Annotated in this window: 1 protein-coding gene; it reads right to left on the bottom strand. The window is 30.6% G+C overall.

Annotation, left to right across the window (positions count from 1 at the left end; genetic code table 11):
* Positions 1-152 precede the first annotated feature (152 nt).
* Positions 153-677 (bottom strand): hypothetical protein, encoded by a 525-nt coding sequence (locus tag IIF7_RS20645; protein WP_084843566.1) that lies wholly within the window; start codon positions 675-677, stop codon positions 153-155.
* Positions 678-735 lie beyond the last annotated feature (58 nt).

Here is a 735-nt window from a genome sequence, read left to right as displayed (position 1 = left end):
GGTTTTGAGACAGTCTGACGGTCTTGTATAACAATCAGTTGCGGATTGGTTAAAAACTAAGATAGCTAAAATTACCGACTTTTATGCTTGAGTGGTTGTGTCCGCAGGACACAAAGCAGCAATTGTTGTTATACGGTGTTAGCTGCTGGACTTTATTCAGTTTTCTTTAGTTTAATTTTTACAACTCCATCATATTTGTCAGTTGTATATTTCGCTATTTCTTTTTCGTCTTTTATCACTTCCACAGATTCAATTGTGTCAGGGTTTATTTTTTCAAGTTCCGTTTGAGTTATAGGTTTTTCATTTAGCAAGTAAAGTACTTTGCTGTCTGAAATACTTTTCGCTGCTTTTTCTTGAAACGGTTTTGTTTCAATCAATAAAACTCCGTTTAAGCTTTGTTTTCCATAAATATTAATCATTTGAGGATTATCCATTGCTACTAAACTAAATTCTAAAATATCGGATTTATAGAAATTTAATTTATCCAATTCGTTGTCTTTTAAAACTCTTTCGTTGACTACTATAACTGGATTTTTTTTTAATTTCTTTTCTGCGATAGATTTTTTAATAAAATCCGCAATCATAGTTTTATCTGAATTTTCATCGGCAAGTAAATAATCTTGAGAAAATCCGCTAAATGTTAATAGTCCGAATATGATTAAAAATAAGTTCTTCATTTTGTTTTTATTGCGAATTTTTTTGTCTTGCAGCTAACTGTTTCGAGTATGGACAGTT

The sequence above is a fragment of the Zunongwangia atlantica 22II14-10F7 genome, from assembly GCF_002094855.1.
Lineage (GTDB): Bacteria > Bacteroidota > Bacteroidia > Flavobacteriales > Flavobacteriaceae > Zunongwangia > Zunongwangia atlantica.
Note: the sequence above shows the minus strand (reverse complement) of the source record. Positions and strands in the feature narration are given on the sequence as shown.

Bases quoted from the DNA above. Each gene is read 5' to 3' on its own strand.
- IIF7_RS20645 (WP_084843566.1), bottom strand. From the start codon at position 677: ATGAAGAACTTATTTTTAATCATATTCGGACTATTAACATTTAGCGGA.